Source organism: Spirulina sp. LEGE 11439 (genome assembly GCF_059821285.1).
On the sequence record NZ_JCAMRX010000043.1, the window covers coordinates 45,655 to 52,703 of the forward strand.

9 protein-coding genes are annotated in these 7,049 nt (G+C 41.1%); 7 read left to right on the forward strand and 2 right to left on the reverse strand.

Features of this window, described 5'->3' with window-relative positions; genetic code table 11:
• From AC6RV6_RS22630 to AC6RV6_RS22645, 4 genes are all read left to right on the forward strand, one after another.
• Positions 1–1,098, forward strand: a complete 1,098-nt coding sequence (locus AC6RV6_RS22630) for a glycosyltransferase family 61 protein (RefSeq protein ID WP_500243146.1) — start codon at positions 1–3, stop codon at positions 1,096–1,098.
• A gap of 34 nt (positions 1,099–1,132) precedes the next feature.
• Positions 1,133–1,279: a hypothetical protein gene (locus AC6RV6_RS22635; protein ID WP_500243147.1), complete on the forward strand. Its 147-nt coding sequence runs from the start codon at positions 1,133–1,135 to the stop codon at positions 1,277–1,279.
• A 68-nt stretch (positions 1,280–1,347) separates the two neighbouring features.
• On the forward strand, positions 1,348–1,758 hold the full coding sequence (locus tag AC6RV6_RS22640; protein ID WP_500243148.1) for a secondary thiamine-phosphate synthase enzyme YjbQ: 411 nt from the start codon (positions 1,348–1,350) through the stop codon (positions 1,756–1,758).
• A 13-nt stretch (positions 1,759–1,771) separates the two neighbouring features.
• The gene (locus AC6RV6_RS22645; protein ID WP_500243149.1) at positions 1,772–2,875 is read left to right on the forward strand and encodes a DegT/DnrJ/EryC1/StrS family aminotransferase; all 1,104 of its coding nucleotides are present in this window, start codon (positions 1,772–1,774) and stop codon (positions 2,873–2,875) included.
• Here the strand turns inward: AC6RV6_RS22645 and AC6RV6_RS22650 are convergent.
• Entirely contained in the window at positions 2,856–3,068 is a 213-nt protein-coding gene (locus AC6RV6_RS22650) for a hypothetical protein (protein WP_500243150.1), read from the reverse strand. The two genes, AC6RV6_RS22645 and AC6RV6_RS22650, sit on opposite strands and share 20 nt — an antisense overlap.
• A gap of 63 nt (positions 3,069–3,131) precedes the next feature.
• Here AC6RV6_RS22650 and AC6RV6_RS22655 point away from each other — a divergent pair, with 63 nt between their 5' ends.
• Genes AC6RV6_RS22655 through AC6RV6_RS22665 form a run of 3 tightly spaced genes read left to right on the forward strand, consistent with a single transcriptional unit; the run spans position 3,132 to position 6,619 of the window.
• Positions 3,132–3,881 carry an HAD family hydrolase gene (locus tag AC6RV6_RS22655; protein WP_500243151.1) on the forward strand — a complete coding sequence of 250 codons (750 nt, stop codon included), beginning with the start codon at positions 3,132–3,134 and terminating at the stop codon, positions 3,879–3,881.
• A 17-nt stretch (positions 3,882–3,898) separates the two neighbouring features.
• A complete protein-coding gene (locus AC6RV6_RS22660; protein WP_500243152.1) occupies positions 3,899–5,374 on the forward strand; it encodes an efflux RND transporter periplasmic adaptor subunit in 1,476 nt (491 codons plus the stop codon).
• Between the two features lie 48 nt (positions 5,375–5,422).
• A complete protein-coding gene (locus tag AC6RV6_RS22665) occupies positions 5,423–6,619 on the forward strand; it encodes an ABC transporter permease (RefSeq protein WP_500243153.1) in 1,197 nt (398 codons plus the stop codon).
• Positions 6,620–6,644: 25 nt separating this feature from the next.
• On the opposite strand, the gene AC6RV6_RS22670 is transcribed toward AC6RV6_RS22665, so the two are convergent.
• Positions 6,645–6,983: a hypothetical protein gene (locus AC6RV6_RS22670; protein WP_500243154.1), complete on the reverse strand. Its 339-nt coding sequence runs from the start codon at positions 6,981–6,983 to the stop codon at positions 6,645–6,647.
• Positions 6,984–7,049: the final 66 nt, after the last annotated feature.

The window sequence follows — 7,049 nt, forward strand, 5'->3', positions numbered from 1 at the left end:
ATGGAAAATCTTCAACAAAATTTAATAAATCGAGAAGGATTAATCAAACTCGCTCGAGAGAATAAAAACCTCTATCAACTGCCTTATCGGGAAACTATTGACTTACCCGACCCTATCTGCTTACAAGAAATTCATGAAAAGGTTAAAGCCAAAGCTGGATATTTTGAATTTACGCAACCTTTTGTAGCCGAAGTTGAAAATGTATACTTAGTCGGTCCTGATGCCATTGGTTTTACCGAAGATGGAAAAATTATCTTAGAAACAGTCTTAAATCGTGCAGATGTTGTCGAAAAGAGTTTGCAAAGAACTCGAGAAGTTGGATTTGATTTAACGGAGATTATCCCCAATCTCATTCATGATCAAGAAATCGAAGAAATTGATTTTGCTTGTTCGTTGATAGATTATTGGAGTTATCTTTATGCTCATTGGCTATTAGAAGCTTTTACGAGATTAGAAGCTCTTGAATATTATTCTCAAAAAACTGGTGAAACACCTCCTCTAATTATTCATAAAAATCCATCGGCTTGGCAAATTCGTTCTTTAGAGCTTATGGGTTATCCTGTCGAAAACTGCCTACAATGGCAGAGCAATATTGTCAAAGTTAAACGCTTAGTCATTTGCTCAAAACGACGAGAAATTGGCAGAACTTCTCCTCAAGCCTGCCATTGGGTGCGAGAGCAAATTTTTAGTCATCTCGATAATGAAGCACCAGTAAATATTCCCCTCACTCCTAATATTTTTATTTCCCGAAGAAAAGCACGTTCTCGACACATTGTCAATGAAAATGAAGTTATTAAAACTTTATCAAAATGGGATTTTGTTCCTTATGTTCTCGAAGATTTTGATTGGCAAGATCAGATCCAACTTTTTAAACAAGCTAAAATTATCATTGCTCCTCATGGTGCTGGCTTAACGAACATGATATTTTCGCCAAAGGGAACAAAAATTCTTGAATTGTTTGGCAGAAAAATAAGTCATATTTTCTATGCTTTAGCAAACGGATTAAACTTGGAATACAGTTGCATTTTTTGCGAACCCCGAGAAGAAAAAATATGGGTAGATTGCCAGCAATTAACTCAACTGCTCGAAAAAATTTAACTTTAACGTATCTTTTCTTTTTTTTACGTTCGATATGACCAGTCAAACACCTTCACCAAAACACTGTTTAGTCACCGGAGCCGCCGGTTTTATCGGCAGTCATTTATGGGTATTTCATGTAGCTGGATTAGATGTTAAAGAATATTCAACCTTGGCAAGAGGCTTTCATTTGGACTCCTGAAGCAATCGATCGAGAAACCAATATTTGGTTTCAATATTTAAGCAACTCATCCTGAACTAAAAGAAAAAATGCAGCTTTATCAACAAACTTTGCGTATTGAAACTCAAGGAAATAAATCTTTATTTGCAATCACCTCTCCCGTGCAAGAAATTGTTACAGAATCTCAAATTAAAACTGGACTTTGTAATATTTTTCTACGTCATACTTCTGCTAGTCTTCTCATTCAAGAACAAGATGCCGTTGCTGATGTAGAGAATTTTTTTAACCAACTCGTCCCTGAAACTAATTCCTATTTACTAGCCGGTGAAGGCTCTGATGACATGCCATCTCACATTCGTTCTGCACTGACTCATACTTCCGAACAAGTTCCTATTAGTGATGGAAGATTAGCGATCGGACGCTTGCAAGATCTCTATATTTGGGAACATCGACAAGCTGGACATTCTCGCGAGTTTATTGTGAGTATAATTGGCATTTAACCACCGATTAAAAATGAGCGAAATTCCCTATATTGATCTAAAAAGTCAGCATAATTCCCTAAAATCCGAACTTCTCACTGCGATCGCAGAAGTTCTCGACCATTCTCAGTTTATTCTCGGTAAAGAAGTCAGCGAATTTGAAGAAAAATTTGCTCAACTGTGTGGAACTCGCTATGCAATTGGAGTCAATTCAGGAACAGATGCATTGATTTTATCTCTCAAAGTTTTAGGAGTAAGTCATGGCGATGAAGTCATTACCGTTCCCAACTCCTTTGTTGCTTCTACAACCTGTATTCGTCTTTTAGGCGCTCGTCCTATTTTTGTCGATGTAGGGGATGATTACAATATCGATCCGACTCAAATTGAGGCAGCAATTACACCCAAAACAAAAGCAATTCTTCCCGTTCATTTAACCGGTCGTCCCTGTAGAATGGACGCGATCGCTGCGATCGCAGAAGCTCATAATCTTCATATTATCGAAGATGCTGCCCAAGCCATTATTGCCGAATATCAAGATAAGCGTGTCGGCTCTTTCGGTGCTTTAGGATGTTTTAGCCTGCATCCCCTCAAAAACTTAAATGCTTGTGGAGATGGGGGTATCATTGTCACAGACGATCCCGATCTTTGCGAACAATTAAAAGTTAAGAGAAACTTGGGCTTGCAAACTCGCGACAATTGTGTTTATTGGTCTCATAATTCCCGTTTAGATACTCTGCAAGCTGCCATTTTACTAACTAAATTGCCTTATTTACAGCAATGGACTCAACAGCGTCGCCAAAATGCTCATTACTATCAAACCTATCTGAAAAATATCCCTCAATTACAAATTCCTCCAGAAAAAGAAGAGGAAAAACCGGTTTATCATACCTTTGTCATTCAAGCCGAAAAACGGGATAAACTTCGGAAGTTTTTGCGCGATCGCGGCATTGGTTCTGCTATTCATTATCCCGTCCCTATCCATCTTACTTCTGCTGCTCGAGAATTAGGTTATCAAAACGGTGATTTTCCTGTTACAGAAGGACAAGCCAAACGCATTCTCAGTTTACCAATTCATCAAGGTTTAACACTTCAAGAACTCGAGAAAATTTGTCAGAGTATTAAATCCTTTTATTCTTAAAAAACCGTTCTTCTTTTTCAAAATCGACAAACTTTTCTAGGGTCATTGGGTTCACTTCCTCTATCGTTTTTCTTTTCAATCGTCCTGCGATTAAAAACTTGGACGCTTTGTCCGCATAAGCCACGATCGCTCCTTGATGATTGCTTCCCATTTCGGCTTTTTGCAAAATAAGAAACGATCGCGCCTTACCCATTCAGGATCGAGAGAGATTTCTCTGTTAATCTAAATGAGAACAACGTGAAACAAGGAGAGTATTTTGGTTGCAATTCGCTGCGGGGATAAAGTTTTTCCCAAGATTGAAGGCATTTTATTTGATAAAGACGGAACATTAGAAGATTCGCGTAACTTTTTGCGAGAATTGGCACAAAAGCGATCGCGCCTCATTGATGCCAAAATTCCGGGCATTGGCGACCCTCTTCTCATGGCCTTTGGACTTCAGGAAAATACCCTCGATCCTACAGGTTTAATGGCCGTCGGCAGTCGCCGAGATAACCAAATTGCAGCAGCAGCTTACGTTGCTGAGACCGGGCGCAGTTGGCACGAAGCCCTCGAAATCGCTGGTTTTGCTTTCGAGGAAGCCAGCAAATATATTCAGCGTACCCCGCAAAATTCCCCTCTCTTTTCTGGAAGTTTACCAGTTTTGCAAACCCTCTCGGCCAAAGGCTTAAAGTTAGGAATCCTCTCGGCAGATTCCACACGAGGAGTCAAAGATTTTATCGATCGCGCCGGACTTTCCCAGTATCTCCAATGGGCGGGCGGTGTAGATCCCAATGGCCCTGGCAAACCCGAGCCTCAGCTTTTCCTCGAAGCTTGTCAGAATTTGGGCAGCCAACCGGAAAGAACGTTAATGGTGGGAGATTCCGCCCTCGATTTTGTCATGGCACGCGATGCAGGTGCGGCGGGAGTTGTGGGAATTTGCTGGGGCAATTCCAGCATTTCTGTACTCAAAAAGGCTGATGTCGGTCTTGCTCATTTGAATGAGTTAGTTATCATTGATGAGGACTAAAAAAATAGGAATGAGGCATGAGGCGCGACGCAAAAACGAGATATCAAACGGGTATTCGCTTGATGCTGGGAGCCGGAGCGATCGCTGTAGCGGGTATTGGCGGTTATGTCGCTTATTGGGTGCTTTTTAACCCCAATGCCCAAGCAATTTCCGTTCCCGCGATCGCCGTAGAGCGCACGGAGGTGGTAAAGTCAGTCCCAGCAGGGGGAATCGTGCGACTGGGCAATCAACAATCTCTCAAAGTCCCCACCTCTGCCGATCGCTCGGCTATTGTCGAACAGATCGAAGTTAGCATCAATAGCCCTATTCAAGAAGGTCAAATTCTCGTCCGTCTCAAAGATCCCGAAGGACAAAGCCAAGTTAACGAACAGCGCTTGCAAATTCAAAAACAGCAACTCGATCTTGAAGCGAAAGAACGTGCCGTCATCCAAGTCGAAACCGAACTCGATCGCGCTCGAACTGAGTTAAGAATTCAACAGCAAAATAATAGCGCCATTCGTACAGCCGAACTCGAACACGATCGCGCCCGAGAAAAAATACAAGAACAACAAATTGAATTAGAAGCCTTACAAGTTGAACTCGAATCCATTCGCGATCTGGTCGAGCGAGGTTATTTAGCAACTAACCAACAAAGAACTCAGGAACAATCCGTGCGACAGTCTGAAGCTGCATTGCGAGATGCAAAAAAGAGCTTACAACAAGCTGAATTTGAACTCAATAATCAACGCCTGACTACGAAAAAAACTTTACAAGCATTAGTCGAAGGAATTCGCATTAAAGAAATTGCTTTAGATAATGCTCATTCTGCCGTCCAAACTGCCAGACGAGACCTCGAAGCAGAACAGCTTAATCTCATCAAAAGCGAACAAAATTTTGAAAAAAATAGTTTAATTCGAGCGACCACAACAGGGCGAGTTTTAGATATTAATGTCAAACCGGGAGAAGTCCTCCAACAAGATAGCATTTTGCTAACCATTGGAGATCCGCGTCGGGAAGAAATTGAAGTTCGTTTGACGACCTTACAAGCCGCTTTGGTGAAACTGAATCGACCAGCAATTGTTTCTGCGATCGGGACGATTTCCGGTTCTTTTTCCGGACAAGTCAAAGAATTGGGACGAGTAGCTTTAGAGAGTTCTAGCACATCTCAATCTCGAGGTTCGCAAAGTACAGTTAAAGCTGTGATTGTTTTGGATACCCCCAGCAAAAAGCTCATTCCGGGAAGCCAAGTCAGCGTCGAAATTATTATCGATCGTGAAGACGATGCGATCGCGCTTCCTCCACAATTCATCCAAGAGCGCGACGGTGAAGAGCCTTATGTTTGGGTACTTTCGGAGTCAAAAAAAGCAGAACGCCGTCCTATTTCCTTAGGCTTAGTTGGTGATACAGTCACAGAAATTAAAACAGGTTTAGAGTCTGGGGAACAAGTCTTCAGCCCTCCTCCCGATCTCATTATTGAAGAAGGTATGAAACTTCTTCCAGTTATCAATGAATAGTTATCAGTTATCAGTGAATCATGGCAAATAACCAATAACCAATAATCAATGACTTTTCTGGATCTATTACAAATGAGTTTGAGTTCGCTACAAAGAAATCGAATGCGAACGATTCTGACAATTTTTGGTATATTTATGGGCGTTATCGCAGTGAATTCAACTTTGCAAATTAAGAGTATTAGCAATACAAAAATCCTCCAGCGCCTGTCCGAACGAGAAGCGCCACATTTGCGTGTTTGGACGCTATATAGCACCTTGAAAGATATCGAATATCTGAAAAAAGAGTTGCAAGGAATTCATTCTATTAGTGCCATTATTCAAAATTGGGAAGCCGAACGCGTAATTTATCGCGATCGCGAAGAAAATATGCGCTTATCTGCCGTTTCCAAAGAATATTTTTCGGCGACAGGAAGACGTATTCTTCCTAACTTAGGGCGTAAATTGCTCGTTGATGATTTTAAAAATTATCGTAATTCTACTATTATTGATACGGTTGGTCGATCGCGTTTATTTGGAGAAAAAAGCCCTATTAATGAAATCGTCTATATTCAGGGAATTCCTTATCGTATTGTGGGCGTGATGGAAAGCAAACAAAAACCCTTTCAAGCTGATGAACCTGTCGCTGAATTTGTGATGCCAATTTCAACGCATATTGCGTTAACTAGCCAACGCCAAATTGAGGAATTTATTATTCGTCCTCACGATCTCGATCGCTTAGAACAACTGAAGCCTCAAATCAAAACAGTATTGCAAACCAAACATCCAGAATTGAAAGAATTTGCCTCGGGCAATTATCCTTACATTTACAGTAATGTCGAAGATATTTTAACAGATCGAGAAATCGCTCGTATGGCGACCAATGGTTTATTAGCAGCAGGTATGATTTCGTTAATTGTGGCAGGGATTGGTATTGCTAATATTACCATTGCTTCGGTTTTAGAAAGAACGCCAGAATTAGGTTTGCGGCGAGCAATTGGAGCGCAGAAAAAACAAATTTTACTGCAAATTCTCCTCGAAGCTATTCTTGTTAGTTCTCTAGGAGGGTTTAGCGCGATCGCTTTGGTGAATGGTATCACTTTCCTCTTAACCCAACAAGAGAGCCTCGCTTTACCCACCTACAAATTTAATACGGAAAATATTCTGGTCTCTTTAAGTGCTGCGATCGCTACCGGAGTCGGCTCGAGTCTCCTCCCCGCTATCCGTGCCAGTCAAGTTGAACCGATTAAAGCACTCCGAGATAACTAATAGTTATGTCTCTCCTGACAATGAATTAAAGGCGATCGTTGTCTATTTTTTCTACTTCCTGTGTTAATTCTTGTCTCATAATTATAAAGTCAAGAATGTCTTTGAATTTGAGTTGCAATTCATAGTTATTGAATACAATAACAGCGATCGATAATGCTCCACAAAGTCCCAAGACGACATAGAGATGAAGCCATTTACCGAAATTAACCATTGCAGACTTTTTTTCAATTGTTTTTTTGTCTAACTCGCGATCGTCCAACAAGCGAATCCAGATTCTTTCATTCAACTTGTCTTGAAGCATCCTGACAAATCGGCCGCGATCGCCTTGGCGAAACTCATGTGATTTCCGTCCAATAATAAACATAAGACATTTCCCTTGAGGGGTGACAAGCAAGCTATAAAGCAGATTGGATAAGGGTTAGAGCGTGCA